Annotated in this window: 10 protein-coding genes and 2 pseudogenes; 5 read left to right on the top strand and 7 right to left on the bottom strand. The window is 70.8% G+C overall.

From position 1 onward, the window contains the following. Positions 1–132: 132 nt before the first annotated feature. Both D7X12_RS30715 and ltrA read left to right on the top strand, forming a co-directional pair. Positions 133–516 (top strand): annotated as a pseudogene (locus tag D7X12_RS30715) (IS701 family transposase); the annotation flags it as partial. A gap of 538 nt (positions 517–1,054) precedes the next feature. Beyond that, positions 1,055–2,365 carry a group II intron reverse transcriptase/maturase gene (gene ltrA, locus D7X12_RS30710; RefSeq protein ID WP_244224877.1) on the top strand — a complete coding sequence of 437 codons (1,311 nt, stop codon included), beginning with the start codon at positions 1,055–1,057 and terminating at the stop codon, positions 2,363–2,365. A 216-nt stretch (positions 2,366–2,581) separates the two neighbouring features. On the opposite strand, the pseudogene D7X12_RS30705 reads toward ltrA, so the two are convergent. The 5 genes and pseudogenes from D7X12_RS30705 to D7X12_RS30685 all read right to left on the bottom strand — a co-directional run. Beyond that, positions 2,582–2,767, bottom strand: a pseudogene (locus D7X12_RS30705) (IS1182-like element ISStau7 family transposase); the annotation flags it as partial. 117 nt (positions 2,768–2,884) lie between these two features. After that, positions 2,885–3,085: a transposase gene (locus D7X12_RS30700; protein WP_120628802.1), complete on the bottom strand. Its 201-nt coding sequence runs from the start codon at positions 3,083–3,085 to the stop codon at positions 2,885–2,887. Between the two features lie 292 nt (positions 3,086–3,377). Then, entirely contained in the window at positions 3,378–4,763 is a 1,386-nt protein-coding gene (locus tag D7X12_RS30695; protein WP_120628801.1) for a sigma-54-dependent transcriptional regulator, read from the bottom strand. Beyond that, positions 4,760–7,729, bottom strand: coding sequence for an ATP-binding protein (locus tag D7X12_RS30690; RefSeq protein ID WP_120628800.1), 2,970 nt, complete (start codon positions 7,727–7,729; stop codon positions 4,760–4,762). The genes D7X12_RS30695 and D7X12_RS30690 overlap by 4 nt, the downstream gene beginning before the upstream one ends. After that, positions 7,726–7,917 carry a hypothetical protein gene (locus tag D7X12_RS30685; RefSeq protein ID WP_120628799.1) on the bottom strand — a complete coding sequence of 64 codons (192 nt, stop codon included), beginning with the start codon at positions 7,915–7,917 and terminating at the stop codon, positions 7,726–7,728. The genes D7X12_RS30690 and D7X12_RS30685 overlap by 4 nt, the downstream gene beginning before the upstream one ends. A 59-nt stretch (positions 7,918–7,976) precedes the next feature. Between D7X12_RS30685 and D7X12_RS30680 the strand changes: the two genes are divergently transcribed. Then, entirely contained in the window at positions 7,977–9,515 is a 1,539-nt protein-coding gene (locus tag D7X12_RS30680) for a GspE/PulE family protein (protein WP_120628798.1), read from the top strand. 26 nt (positions 9,516–9,541) lie between these two features. On the opposite strand, the gene D7X12_RS30675 is transcribed toward D7X12_RS30680, so the two are convergent. Then, complete coding sequence (locus D7X12_RS30675) at positions 9,542–11,134, bottom strand: sensor histidine kinase (protein ID WP_120628797.1); 1,593 nt, start codon at positions 11,132–11,134, stop codon at positions 9,542–9,544. Positions 11,135–11,488: 354 nt separating this feature from the next. On the opposite strand from D7X12_RS30675, the gene D7X12_RS30670 reads away from it, so the two are divergent. Next, on the top strand, positions 11,489–12,046 hold the full coding sequence (locus D7X12_RS30670) for a hypothetical protein (protein ID WP_120628796.1): 558 nt from the start codon (positions 11,489–11,491) through the stop codon (positions 12,044–12,046). On the opposite strand, the gene D7X12_RS30665 is transcribed toward D7X12_RS30670, so the two are convergent. Then, entirely contained in the window at positions 12,034–12,618 is a 585-nt protein-coding gene (locus D7X12_RS30665) for a dihydrofolate reductase family protein (protein ID WP_120628795.1), read from the bottom strand. The genes D7X12_RS30670 and D7X12_RS30665 overlap by 13 nt on opposite strands. A gap of 92 nt (positions 12,619–12,710) precedes the next feature. Here D7X12_RS30665 and D7X12_RS30660 point away from each other — a divergent pair, with 92 nt between their 5' ends. Then, positions 12,711–13,859 (top strand): glycosyltransferase family 4 protein, encoded by a 1,149-nt coding sequence (locus D7X12_RS30660; protein ID WP_120628794.1) that lies wholly within the window; start codon positions 12,711–12,713, stop codon positions 13,857–13,859. Positions 13,860–13,932 lie beyond the last annotated feature (73 nt).

The following is a 13,932-nucleotide window of genomic DNA, read 5'->3' as shown; positions in this document are numbered from 1 at the left end:
CCCACGGCCCACCGAAGCCGCAGGCCCTTCCGAACGCCGTCTGGATCAACAACCCCGCGCGGCTTGCCTCTTCACATCAGGCTGCGCAGTAATCTCTCGAATCCACTGTCTCATTCACGTTGACAGGTTCCGCAGCGCCTCCAGCAGTGCGTCAGCGGCAGCGCATGGGCGGACGAGGAGGTCATGCGCCGACTGGCACTGAAGCTGGAGGCAGAGTTGCCGGACATCGAGGCGCTAGTCCTGGATGACACGGGCTTTCCCAAGAAGGGCAAGCATTCGGTAGGCGTCGCCCGGCAGTATTCGGGCACGTTGGGCCGGACTGATAACTGCCAGGTGGCCGTCAGTCTGCATTTGGCGGGAGAGAAGGGCAGCGGCTGCATCGGGATGCGGCTGTATTTGCCGGCGGAATGGACATTCGCCCCGGAGCGCCTGCGCAAAGCACGCGTGCCCGAGGACGTCTCGTTCGAAACGAAGCGGGACATTGCCCTCGGGCTGCTTGGGCGTGCGCTCGGCTGGCGGTGAGTGTCAACGTAGTTGTGTGATGCCTGGAGGAACTCATGGACCCATAGGGTGAAAGTCCCGAGGCGGCAACAGGTCAAGGCCGCAGAGCTGGGGTGGCGCCGACAGGGGAGACCCCTCCGGCGAAGCCCACCGACAAAGCCCCGTCTCAGCGGGGTGAGCGAGTGCGCGGGCCGTAACGACGCGTGAACGCCCAGTCGAGGCCCCGTCAATTGATGCCACCGGGTGCCGAGCCGCCACAACTACGGCGAAGGCAGCAGGGCGTCCCCGCAGAGCGACCGAGGGGCCGCACCACCCGGCGGGGTAGAGGGCGACGGCACGTGCACAAGGACATGAGTGGAAACAGGGAAGGGCTCCTCGCCCCGCGGAGAAAACCCGCGGAAGCAAGGTAGTCGTGGCGAGCCGACGAGGCGAAGCCCGGCGAAGGCGAGAGCCCGGCGGATGGGGTCGTAGTAGCGCGGAAGCGGGGTAATGCCCGTGGAGCGAAGGGCCCCTACCGAAGGCACTCCAAGCAGAGGAGCGAGGCGGGAGCGGGATGACAAAGCCCACCATCAGTCCGCAGGAACTCCGCGCGAGGATAGGCCATCGGGCGAAATCCGCCCCGAAGCATCGCTTCTGGGGATTGTACGTCCACGTCCTCAAACCCGAGATTCTCGAAGCCGCCTATCTGGAAGCCAAGCGCAACGGCGGGGCTCCCGGGCAAGACGGCATTACCTTCGAGCACATCGAGGAGGAGGGACGGGCAGGGTTTCTCGGTGCTGTCGCCGAGGAACTCCGCACCGGCACCTACCGCCCCAGACCGTACCGACGAAGAGAGATTCCGAAGGAGGGCGGCAAGGTGCGTGTCATCTCGATTCCATCGATTCGAGACCGCGTCGTCCAAGGTGCCCTCCGGCTGGTATTGGAGCCCATCTTCGAGGCCGACTTTTCGGGCAGCTCCTTTGGGGCGAGGCCGGGGCGCTCGGCGCATGAGGCCATCGACACCGTGCGGCAAGGACTGCGACGGCGCAGGCACCACGTCGTGGACGTGGACTTGAAGGCCTACTTCGACAGCATCCGGCACGCGCCGCTGCTGGAGCGGGTGGCCCGAAGAGTCCAGGACGACGAGGTATTGGCGCTCGTGAATCAGTTCCTGAAGAGCACGGGGGGCAAGGGAATCCCGCAGGGCTCGCCCCTGTCCCCGCTGCTGGCCAACATCGCGCTGAACGACCTCGACCATGCCCTGGACCGAGGACGAGGCTTTCTCAGCTATGCGCGGTACTTGGACGACATGGTGGTGCTCGCCCCCGATTCCGAGAAGGGACGAAGGTGGGCATTCCGGGCGCTGGAGCGCATCCGCCGAGAGGCGGAGGCACTCGGCGTGTCGCTCAACACGGAGAAGACGCGGACGGTGACAATGACCGACCGTGGCGCCTCCTTCGCGTTCCTGGGCTTCGACTTCCGGTGGAAGCGGAGCCCGAAGACGGGGACGTGGTACCCGAATACGAATCCTCGACGAAAGAAGGTCACCGAAGTCCTGCGCCGCGTGCGCTACGTCCTGCGGGACAGCCGAGCACTCGCGGTGAAGGCAGCCGTGGCGGAGGTGAATGCCATCGTGCGCGGCTGGGTGAACTACTTCCGGTGGGGCAACTCGTACCAGGCGCTCGACAGGGTGAAGCACCACGTCGAGCTCAAGGTGAGGCGGTTTGCGGCGAAGAGAGCGAAGCGAGGGGGATTCGGTTGGAAGCGGTGGAGTAAGGACGTCGTGTACGGCGCCTGGGGTCTCTTCGAGGACTACCGGGTGCGGTACTACGCCGCCCTGAAAGCGGGCTTCCCTCCGAGCGGAACCATAACCCTGATGAGATGACGCCTTCGCGGTGAGCCGGATGCGGGAAATCCGCCTGTCCGGTTCGACGTGGCGGGGACCGGAAACGGAGTGATGGCACGCTCTACACGGGTACGAAGCTGGAAACGGCGGAAACGGCCAAGAGCAGCCTGCGCACCACCGCGCCGGCCCCCGACCCGACCGTGTGAAACATGTCACGCAGCTGCGGTCATCGTTAGCACTGCGGAGGTGAGGTTCGGGGCTGGGCGCTTCCCCCTGGCCCGTCTGCCGGTACATGCCCTCCAACTCCTCTTGGAAGGCCGCGTCGAACAACTCGTGGCGATGGCGTCGCAGGAAGACCAGGAGCTTGCGGCTCTTGCCCGCCAGCTTCAGCAGTCGCTCTTCCCGCTCGCGGCACCTCACCTCGGGCGTCCAACGGTCCATGCGCGCTCCCGTTGTGTCCTCGCACGCACCTGCGCACTCCCCGGGCCGACGTCGATCCCCTGGCCCTGGTCTGCTCCCTCGCCCTAACCTGATCGGCGCTCTAGGGGCTGTCCGTGATTAACGCAGCCAGAGAAGCATGGATGCGACGTGCAGGACGGCGAGGTAGCTGGTCGCCGTCTTGTCGTAGCGGGTGGCGACAGCCCGAAAGCGTTTGACGTCGTGGAAGAAGCATTCGACCCGGTAGCGCAGCCGGTAGAGGGACCGGTCCAAAGGCAATGGGCTCTTGCGGCTCGGGTTCGAATGGATGACAGGCTTCATTCCGAGCTTTTGGACGTTGGCGCGGATGCGGTCGGCGTCATAGCCCCATCAGAGCCATGAATGCGTCAGTGTACGGCACTGCCTTCTGCCTGCTCTCCCTCCAACGCGTGGTCAGCCCTGCCGATCAGCCGAGGCGACAATCTCCCTGCCACAGGGGACAGCCAGGGGGAGGATCTGGCCGCTCTGGGTGTAGCAGACGCTCAAAAGCTGGGAGAACGGGCGCTAGGGCCTGGATCCAGGATGAAGACGTGTTTCATGGTCTGGCATTGGGAGAGCGGCTGGCGTGGGCGCGTCAGGCGCGGGTGCGGGGGATGCCCAGGCGCTGGCGCTTCTCCCAGAGCGTCTTGCGGCTGATGCCCAGCCGGCGCGCCAGCTCCGTCTCGCCCATGCGGTCCTGGTGCTCCATCACGAAGCGGCGGAAGTACTCCTCCATCGAATCGGGCGAGCGCGGGTCCTCACCGGCGACGAGCGGCGGGAAGTCCAGCTCCTCCAGCGCGGGCGGCGCTGCGTCCGTCGCCGCCGAGCCCGGCAGCTCCAGCGCCAGCAGGTCCGGCGTGAGCAGGGGCCCATCCGCGAGGATGACCGCGCGCTCCAAGGCGTTCTCCAGCTCGCGCACGTTGCCCGGCCACGGGTGCGCGGCGATGGCCGCCAGCGCCTCCGGGGACAGGGATGCGGGCGGACGGCCCAGGCGCCGGCTGGCCTTCTCCAACAGGTGCTTCGCCAGGGCGGGCAGGTCCTCGCCGCGCTCGCGCAGGGGCGGCAGGCGGATCTCCACCACGCGCAGGCGGAAGTAGAGGTCCTGGCGGAAGAGCCCCTCCTGTACGCGCCGGGGCAGGTCGCGGTGCGTGGCGGCGAGGATGCGCACGTCCACCTTGCGCGAGCGCGTGGCGCCCACCCGCCGCACCTCTCCGTCCTGGAGCATTCGCAACAGGCGCGCCTGCGCGGGCGCGGGCAATTCGCCAATCTCATCGAGGAAGAGCGTGCCGCCGTGCGCCGCCTCCACCAGCCCCGCGTGCGCGGCCTGCGCGCCGGTGAAGGCGCCCTTCTCGTGGCCGAACAGCTCGCTCTCCAGCAGCCCCTCCGGGATGGCCGCGCAGTTGACCGCGATGAGCGGCCCCTCCGCGCGCGGGCTCTGCGCGTGGACGGCGCGGGCCACCAGCTCCTTGCCGGTGCCGGACTCGCCCAGCACCAGCACGGTGGCGGGGGACGGGGCCACCTTGCGCACGCGCTCGAACACGTCGCGCATCACCGCGGACGTGCCCACCATGCCGCCGGGAGCCCAGGTCTGCTCCACCTCGCGCTTGAGGGCCGCGTTCTGCCGCGTGAGCCGCCCCTCGCGCAGCACGCGCCCCACCTGGAGCAGCAGCTCGTCGTGGTCGAAGGGCTTCGCGATGTAGTCCACCGCGCCCTGCTTCATCGCGTCCACGGCGGACTTCACCGTGGCGTAGCTCGTCATGATGAGCACCGGCACGCCCGGACACAGCGCGATGATGTCCGTGCCCGGGGGGCCCGGCAGGCGCAGGTCGGAGATCACCAGGTCGAAGGCATCCAGCGCGTGCTCGGCCGCGGCCTCCGGCACGGCGCCGGCCTCCGACACGTCATGGCCCGCGCGGGTGAGCAGCCGCTTGAGCTCCGTGCGGATGATGGGTTCGTCCTCGATGACCAGGATGCGGCTCACGCGGAAACCTCCAGGCGGGACGGGGCCTCGGACGCGGGCGCCCGGGGCAGGCTCAACGTCACGCGGGTGCCCCCCCCGGCGCGGCCTTCGATGCGCAGCGAGCCCCCGTGCTCGCGCACGATGCCCTCCACCAGCGCGAGGCCCAGGCCGGTGCCTTCCCCCGGCTGCTTGGTGGTGAAGAAGGGCTCGAAGATGCGCTGCGACAACTCCGGGGCGATGCCGTGTCCCCGGTCCTCCACCTGGATGCGCACTTCATCTCCCGTGGCGTCCGCCCGGAGCTCCACGCACGAGCCCGTGGGCGACGCGTCGATGGCATTGGTCAAGAGGTTCACCAGCACCTGCTCCAGCCGCTGCGCGTCGCCCCGCACGTCCAGCCCGTCCGGGCTCTGGTGCGTACACGCCACGTCGCGCGCCTTGCGCGACAGCCGGGCCAGTTGGGCGGCTTCCGCGAGCAGCGGGCCCACCGCCACGCGCGTGAAGGGCCGGGACTCGCCGCCCACCGTGCCCGCGTGGCCGAAGCCCACGAGCGCCCGGACGATGGCGTCGATGCGCCGGCACTGCTGGAGGATGAGCCCCACGCGCTCGCGCACCGCTTCGGGGTCCTCCAGCTCATACTTGAGGTTCTGCGTGAGGCTGGCGATGGCGGTGAGCGGGTTGCCAATCTCATGCGCCACGCCCGCGGCCACCCGGCCCAGCGACGCGAGCCGGTCCTGGTGCGCGAGCCGCGCGTCCACCGCCTTGCGCTCCGTCCAGTCCTCCACCAGGAACGTCATGCCCTCCGACGCCCCGGCGGGGTCCCCCTCCGAGTGGGCCAGCCGGGAGCGGTGCAGGCGCAGGCTGCGCGTCTGTCCCGCCACCGGCACGCGCACCTCGGTGTCGCCGTCATGGGCCTGGGCGAGCCCGGAGAACAGCGCACCCCACGGCTCCGGCAGGCGCGCCAGCGGGTGGCCCCGCACCGCGTCCATGGGCACGCGCGACACCGCCTCCAGCGCGGCGTTCCAGAGGACGACCTCGCCGTCCGGGCCCACCGCGCAGACGCCCAGCGGCAGGTCCTCCAGGATGCGGTACAGGTAGCGGCGAACGACCTCCAGCTCGCGCACCGGTCCCCGGATGTCGCGCGCGTCACGCAGCCGCTCCTCCACGAAGCGGAGCTGATCCGCCAGGGCCGTGCGCGCACCCGGGTCCAGCCGCAGCGCTTCACCCACCGCGAGCCGGGCCAGCACCGGACCGATGAGGCCGGACAGGTTGCGCTCCACGCCGTCGCGCAGGCGGCGCAATTCCGCGGGCCGGCGCTCGTCCAGGGACAGGTCCAGCGCCTCGCGCGCGCGGTCCACCTCCGCCGCCGCCACCTGCGCGCCCAGCACCGGCTCCAGCTGCCGGCGGAACTCGTCGGGGGAGCTGGCCACCACGCTGCCCTCGGACAGGCCCGGGGCCTCGCGTGCGCACACCCGCGCGGCCTCCGTCTCTTCCAATGACTGTCGCGTGGCGAGCGACACCGCCACGAAGCACAGCGCGTTGAGGCCCAGGGAGGTGAAGGTGGCGAAGCCCCAGGGCTCGTCCGCGGAGAAGCCCATCGCGACGGAGACCTGGTTCGTCCACGCCACCACCGAGGGCGGCTCCCACAGGGGCGCGACGAGCGTGGCCGTCCACGTCGCGGCGCCCGCGCCCAGGCCGGCGAGCAGGCCCGCGCGCGTCGCCTGGGGCCACAGGAGCAGGCCCAGCACGCCCGGCGCGAACTGCGCGGTCGCGACGAACGACACGAGCCCCAGGTCCACGAGCCCCGTCGGCCGCGTGTCGATGAGCCGGTAGAAGCCGTAGCCCGCGAGGATGATGGCGGCGATGAGCACGCGCCGGGCCCACAAGAGCCAGCCGTAGAGGTCGTCGCGGCCGCGCATGGTGTTCAGCGGCAGCACCAGGTGCGTCAGGCACATGGGCGCCAGCGCGAGCGTGGTGACGATGACCATCGCGCTCGCCGCGGACACGCCGCCCAGGAAGGCGAGCAGCGCCAGCGCCGGGGCGCCCTTCGCCGCGGGCACGGAGAGCACGTGGAAGTCCGCGGGCCAGGGCAGGCCCAGCGCCTCTCCGGACCACAGCAGCACCGGCACCGCCGCGTTCATCAGCAGCATCAACAGGGGGAAGGCCCACGCCACCGTGGCCAGCCCGTCGCGCTCGGGGGCCTCCGTGAAGGCCACGTGGTACTGCCGGGGCGTGAGGAAGGCGGCGACGAGGGAGAGCACCAGCAGCGGCGCCCAGGACGCGTCGCGCGCGGGGCGCTGGAGCGCCTCCACCGCTTCGGGGTGCAGGGTGAGCCAGTCCTGCAACCCGCCCACGCCGCCAAAGACAGACACCACGCACCAGCCCGCGACGATGACGAGCGCGAGCAGCTTCACGCCCGACTCGAAGGCGATGGCCAGCATCAGCCCCTCGTGCCGCTCGCGCGGTGCGGGGTGGCGGGCGCCGAAGAGGAGCGAGAAGACGACGAGCACGCCGCAGAAGCCCGGGCCCACCAGGGCAGGGGACGCGGCGGGGCTCAGGAGGCGGGCGGACTCCACGACGGCGCGAATCTGGAGCGCCAGGTAGGGCAGGCTGCCGGCCAGGGCGAACAGCGTCACCGCGGTGCCCGTCACCTGGCCGGGGTAGCGGAACGCGAGCAGGTCCGCGAGCGAGGTGAGCTGCAATTCGCGCGTCAGCCGCAGGAGGGGCCGCCACAGCACGGGGGCGAGCAGGCACGCGAGCGTGAGGCCCAGGTAGATGCCCAGGTACCGGAAGCCGTGGCGGGCCGCGTAGCCCACGCTGCCGAAGTAGGACCAGGACGTGGCGTACACGCCGAGGGCCAGCGCGTACACCAGCGGGTGCTGGGTGATGCGGGCCGGGATGCGGCCCTTCTCCGCGGCGTAGGCGACGAGGAACAGGACGCCCAGGTAGCCGACGGAGGCGACGACGAGCGGGCCCAGGCCCAGCGTCATGGGCGCAGGCTCCGGTGCGCCACCCAGCCGCCCAGGGCGATGACGCCCAGCCACACGACGAAGGGAAGGTAGGCGGGAGCGCCTTCCGCCAGCCACAGCCTGCGCAGCGGCGAGCCGAACAGCAGCACCGCGACGGCGAACACCAGCAGTGACGGCATGGCGGGAGGGTCCGCGGGAGGCCGCGACATGCAGGCGAGGATACCAGCCCCCAGGGCGCGAAGGGGGCGGTGATAGAATCCGCCCGCCCATGCCTCCCCCGGAAGTGCCGCCCTTCTCCGAGCTGTCCCAGTTCACCCTCGACCGGGAATCGCTGCGGCTGCTCCCCGAGTCCTTCTGCCGCCGACTGGGCGTGGCGGTGATGGGGCGGGTGGACCCCGACAACGACCACGCGCCGGTGACGGTGGCGATGCTGCACCCGAACGACCAGTCCGTGCGCTACCGCATCGCGGACTTCCTGCGGCGGCCCGTGCAGCCGGTGCGGCTGAACCGCTACGAAATCGACGCCGCGCTGGACGTGGGGTTCGGCGCGGGGGCGCACGCCACGGTGGACGTGGTGCTGCGCGCGGGCACGCCGCTGTCCGCGACGCCCACGCCGGTGGAGCTGGTGAACCACGTGCTCACCGAGGCCGTGGAGCAGAACGCGTCCGACATCCACCTGGAGAGCTACCCGGATGACGTGGACCTGCGCTACCGCGTCGACGGCATCCTCCACCAGACGTACACGGACATCTCCCCGGACACGCTCCCGGAGGTGGTGAGCCGCATCAAGGTGATGGCCGGGCTGGACATCTCCGAGCGGCGGCGGCCCCAGGACGGCCGGCTGCGGGCGCACTACCAGGGGCCTGCGGGGACGAAGGCGGTGGACTTCCGCGTGAGCGTGGTGCCGTCGCCCGCGGGCGAGGATGTGGTCATCCGCCTGCTCGACGCCACGGTGGGCCTGGTGCCGGTGGAGAAGCTGGGCATGACGCCCCAGGTGCAGGCCACGGTGCTGCGGCTGCTGGGCAACCCGGAGGGGCTGGTGCTGGTGACGGGGCCCACGGGCAGCGGGAAGACGACGACGCTGTACGCGGCGCTCGCGCGGCTCAACGACGGGCGCAAGAAGATCATCACCGCCGAGGACCCCATCGAATACGTGGTCCCCAAGGTGAACCAGAAGCAGGTGTCCGCGCAGCTGCCGCACCTGACGCTCTTGCGCGCGCTCTTGCGGCAGGACCCCAACGTGATGCTGGTGGGGGAGATCCGCGACCAGGAGACGGGCAGCACCGCGCTGATGGCGGCGTCCACGGGGCACGTGGTGCTGGGCACGCTGCACACCGCGGACGCGGTGGGCGCGGTGAGCCGCCTGCGGGGCCTGAAGCTGGAGGACGGGGACATCGCGGAGGCGCTGCTCGCGGTGCTGGCCCAGCGCCTGGTGCGGCGCATCTGCCCGCGGTGCTCCGCGCCCGCGACGCCCACGCCGGAGCAGGAGGCGCTGCTGGGGCCGCTGCTGGAGGGCGTCCAGCCCCGCGCGGGGCTGGGCTGCGAGGCGTGCCGGCACACGGGCTTCAAGGGCCGCGTGGGGCTGTTCGAGCTGCTGGTGGTGGACCCGGACCTGCAACTGCTCATCGCCACCGGGGCGCCCGTCGTCCAGCTGCGAAGGCACGCCCGGGCCCGGGGCTTCCGCACGCTGGTGGAGGACGCGCTGGCGAAGGTGGCGGACGGCGTCACCACGCTGCACGAGCTCACGCGCGTGGTGCCGTACCGCTACCTCGTCACCGCGCGTGAGGAGCGCAAGCCGGCGGGGTGACGGCCCGCGGCGTCAGGCGTCAGGCGTCAGTCCTGGGCAGGGCCCACGAGGTTGAGGGGCAGCATCACCGTGAACGTGGCGCCCTCGCCGGGCAGGCTGCGCACCTGGACGATGCCGCCGTGCGCTTCGACGATCTGCTGGGTGATGAAGAGGCCCAGGCCCAGGCCTCCGTAGTTGCGCTCGGAGACGGCGCGCACGAAGCGCTCGAAGACGCGGGGCTGCTCCTCCTGCGCGATGCCAATGCCCTCGTCCCTCACGGAGAGGATGGCCAGCCCGGAGTCCATGCGCACGCGGACGTGGATGGGCTTGCCGGCGCCGTACTTGAGCGCGTTGGTGAGCAGGTTGGTGAGGACCTGCTCCAGCCGGATCCGGTCCCAGTTGCCGGGGACGGGGGTGGGCGCCTCCAGCGTCACCACGCAGCCCACCTGGGCGGCCTGCGGCGCGTAGCGGTTCACCACCTCGCGCGCGAGCGCGGTGAAGTCCGTGGGCGTCCGCGTCAGTCGCAGCTGGCCCATGCTGATGCGCGAGACATCCAGCAGGTCCTCGATGAGGTCCGCCAGCTTGCGGACCTGCCGGCGCGCCACATCCAGGTCCTTCACCACGCGCTCCACCGGCAGGGTGGCCGCGGGGTTGTTCTCCACGATGCGCAGGATGGCGGTCAGCTTGAGCTGCAGTGGGGTGAGCGGCGTCTTCAGCTCATGGGACGCGACGGACAGGAACTCGTCCCGGGCCCGCACGGCGTCCCGCAGCATCTCCAGCTCGCGCCGCTCCTGGGTCTGCTTGCGCTGGGTGAAGTCGCGCGTCACCTTGGCGAAGCCCCGCAGCACCCCCGCATCGTCGTGGAGCGCGGTGATGAGGACGCTGGCCCAGAAGCGGGTGCCGTCCTTGCGGACGCGCCAGGCCTCCTCCTCGAACTTCCCCTCCCGCGCCGCGATCTCCAGGGCCCGCTGGGGCTTGCCCGCGGCCACGTCCTCGGGGGGAAAGAAGCGGCTGAAGTGCTGCCCGATGATCTCCTCGGCCCGGTAGTTCTTGATGCGCTCGGCGCCCGCGTTCCAGGTGTTCACCCGCCCGTCCACGTCCAGCATGTAGATGGCGTAGTCCTGGATGTGCCCGACGAGCAGCCGGAAGCGCTCGTCGCTCCGCCGCAGCTGCTCCTGGGCGAGCTTGCGCTCCGTGAAGTCGCGCGTCACCTTGGCGAAGCCCTTCAGCACCCCCTCGGAGTCCCGCAGCGCGGTCATGACGACGTTGGCCCAGAAGAGGCTGCCGTCCTTGCGGACGCGCCACCCCTCCTCCTCGAAGCGGCCCTCCCGGGCGACGAGCTCCAGCTCCGCCTGGGGCTTGCCCGCGGCCACGTCCTCGGGGCGATAGAAGCGGCTGAAGTGCTGACCGAGGATCTCCTCGGCCCGGTAGCCCTTGATGCGCTCGGCGCCCGCGTTCCAGCTGACGATGTGTCCTTCCAGGTCCAGCGTCAGGATGGCGTAGTCCTTGACGCTGTCGATGAACAGGCGCAGCTGCGAATCCACGTCGACGTCGCTGTTGGCGGAGTCGGCCGCGTAGGTGATGGGGGCACCGTTGCTCGTGGACGCAGGTGCAGCACGGTCGTCCAGTGTGCTTCGCATGGACTTGAGAGTAGTGCACCCGGAGGCCCGGTCGGCCACTCCGTTGTGACGGGGTCCTCCGTCGGACAACCCCGCCTGGGAGCCCGCCTCCCAGGCATGGAGGTTGCCTGTCCCGCCGGGAGCAGCGAGCGCAAGGTCGGGCAGCACCCGGCCAGGGGCCCGGTGTGGTGTGCGGGGCCACAGCGGCTACGGAGGGCGTGGACCCGGGAGCTACACCTGGGGCCGCGCCTGCCCGGGTCTCCGAGTGGGAGGGCGGGCGGCACGGGACGTGCTCAAGCATGGGAGCGCAGGAAGCCTGGACGCCCGAGTGCCGGCGGCGCGGACGGGGCTGCTCTCCACCGGCCGAGTCCCCCCATGAACGCGTCCCGCAAGCTCGCAGGTCTCCTCTTCGCGTTGCCCCTCCTCGTCGGTGCCGAGGCCTCCGCGGGAGCCTGCACCACCCTGGTCAATTCACAGTTCAGCTGGATCCAGCAGAACGGTGGCAACTACATCAACGTCACGGGCGTTTCGCTGAAGCAGTCGGTGGGCACGGTGGGGCCGGTGGCCTCGTACTTCACGGGAGGGCTGACGGGCTACGTGGCCGCGAGCTTCGTCTTCAACCCCGCCACGGGCGTGGTCACCCGCATCCCCGGCCGGCTCACCAGCACCGTGAACAGCGGCCGCCAGGTCTTCAACGACCGCCGCTATGTCTCCACGTACGCCACGCCCTCGCGCTGGCAGAACTTCTCCGCCTTCGCGCAGGACAACGTCCAGCTGGAGCTGGACGACACGGGCAAGGTGACCCTCATCCTCAACAGCTGGAGCAACACCCGGGTCAACATCACGGCGCCCACCTGCGAGGGCAACGTGCTGAGCGGCTTCGCTGGAACCCAGGCGCACTCCTTCACCTTCGAGCAGTTCTACCTGGGCTGAGCTGGCGTGGTGGACTCGTAGCTCAGGAAGACGACGCCGCTTGAGAGGGCGCGCGTCGCGGTGAGCCGCAGGCGGTGGGGCTGAAACCCCAGGTCGACGAGCTTGATGCCGGAGCCCGCGATGACGGGGTTGAGCTTGATGATGAACGCGTCGATCTCCGGCAGGAGTTCGGCCGCGAGCGCCCCGCCGCCGCAGAGCCAGAGGCCCAGACCGTCCCGGGCCTTCAGCTCGCGCACGGTGGCGAGCGGGGTGCTGGAGAACGTGACCGTGGGGTCGGGGCTGTCCAGCACGGACCGCGAGAACACGTAGCTCGCCAGCTGCGGGTACGGGTTGGTCGTGCCCGCGTCCAGGCCGACCTGGTAGGTCCGCCGCCCCATCAGCACCGTGTCGAAGTGACGGCCGGGACCGGTGAGGCCTCGAAACGCGCGGTAGGCGCCGGGGAGCGTCTCCGGGTACTCGGCGGCGATGGCGTCCAGGTAGTCCGGCTCCATGGAGAAGAAGTCGAAGCCTCCCGTGGGAGAGGCGATGAAGCCGTCGAGCGAGCTGGCGACGTAATAGGTGAGCTTGCGCATGCGTGTCCTGCCTCCTGTCGCCAGGGCTTATCACCGCGCCCGCGGTCCGGGGAGTGAAGAGGCATGTCAGCCGCAATCCCTATCCTCGGCGCATGTCGATCCTCGAAGGACTGCCCACGGTCTGCATGGGCATGCTGTCCACCCATGGCGGGTCGTCCATCGCCGCGTTGAGCCTGGGCGCGGCGCTGCGGCAGGAGGGGCTCGCGGTCCGCTACCTGCATTGTGATCCATTGGGCGCGCGGCCCGAGGACACGCGGGTGCTCTCGCCGGAGCGGGCGCTGCGGGCCGCGCACAGCCTGGACGTGGACGCGGCCTTCACCAGTCCGCTGGAGGTGTGCGAACAGCTCTTGCGGCTCCATGACACGGCGCCCTTCGGGCTGCTGCACCTGCACAACCTTCAGGTCTTCGGCCTGCCGGCCTATTTCCTGCGGCGGCTCCGGGGCGTGCCGTACGTGGTGACCTTCCACGGCTCGGACGTGCTCAACGACGCGCTGCTGGGGGCGCGGCCGGAGGTGACTCGCGAGGTGCTGCGGGACGCGTCGGCGGTGACGTGCGTGTCGCGCTACCTGGCGGAGGCGCTGACGGACCGGCTGCCGGAGCTGCCCGCACCGGACGTCGTCCACAACTTCCTCCGGCCGGAGCTGCGGCGGCCCCTGGGCCCGCCCCTGGGCTCGGACGCGGGGATGCTGGACCGGTTCCTCCACGTGTCGTCGCTGCGGCCGGTGAAGCGTCCGGAGCTGCTGCTGGCCTCCTTCGCCCGCCTCCACGCGCACCGGCCGCACGCCACGCTGCGGCTGGTCACCACGCACCGGGGCGCGGTGCGGGCCGGGGAGCTGTTGGACTCCCATCCGCTGCGCGACGCCGTCACCGTGCTGGTGGGCGAGGACGACGTGGAGGTGCTGGCGCGCGAGTACCAGCAGGCCACGGCGCTGGTGCTCACGTCCCGGTTCGAGTCCTTCGGGCTGGTCATGCTGGAGGCGCTCGCGCACGGCCTGCCGGTGGTGGCGCCCGCGGTGGGCGGCATCCCGGAGGTGTTGGGGGCGGACTGGCCGCTGCTCGTCCGGGGCGACACGGCGGATCCGGACGCCTACGCGGAGCGGATGGCCCAGGTGGCGGACGGCGCGGCGAGGCCCCTGTTGCGAGCGCGGGCCGAGGAGGTGCTCGCGCGCTTCGATGGCTCGCGGCAGGTGGCGGACTACGTGCGCGTCTATGCGCGTGCGCTGTCGGCGGGGTCGGCATGAGGGGGCCGCGGGTTTCGGGAGACGGCGCATGCCGGCCTCCGCCGCCACCCCCCCCGTCAGCCCTGGCATGCGC

The sequence above is a fragment of the Corallococcus sicarius genome (assembly GCF_003611735.1).
Lineage (GTDB): Bacteria > Myxococcota > Myxococcia > Myxococcales > Myxococcaceae > Corallococcus > Corallococcus sicarius.
This window is presented reverse-complemented; position numbering and strand designations above follow the sequence as displayed.